Here is a 267-nt window from a genome sequence, read left to right as displayed (position 1 = left end):
TGACCCTGTCTGAGGGTCGCTTCGATGGCGCCGCGAGCAACCAGACCGGCGACGATCAACACGCAAGCGGCACCCTGACCATCAAGGCGGATTCGGATCCCGTGGTGGATGTGCGGTTGACCCTCTCTGGCCAGGTAGTCGATGCCAGCGGCAACCCCATCACCCACAACGGTGAAACGCTCACCTGGCAGGAAGTGCCGGGCAGCAACGGCCACAGCTTCCAGGCGGTGACGGCAAGCGGCACCCTGGTGTTGACGGTGACCCTGC

The 267-nt window shown here is 64.8% G+C and carries 1 protein-coding gene; it reads left to right on the top strand.

The features are described from left to right. Nucleotides 1–267, top strand: a 267-nt coding sequence (locus tag ACW5W7_RS21360; RefSeq protein WP_456503006.1) for a hypothetical protein, incomplete at both ends; no start/stop codon positions are given.

This window comes from Aeromonas intestinalis (assembly GCF_054052485.1).
The sequence above is the reverse complement of the archived record's forward strand: the minus strand, read 5'-3'. Positions and strand labels throughout refer to the sequence as shown.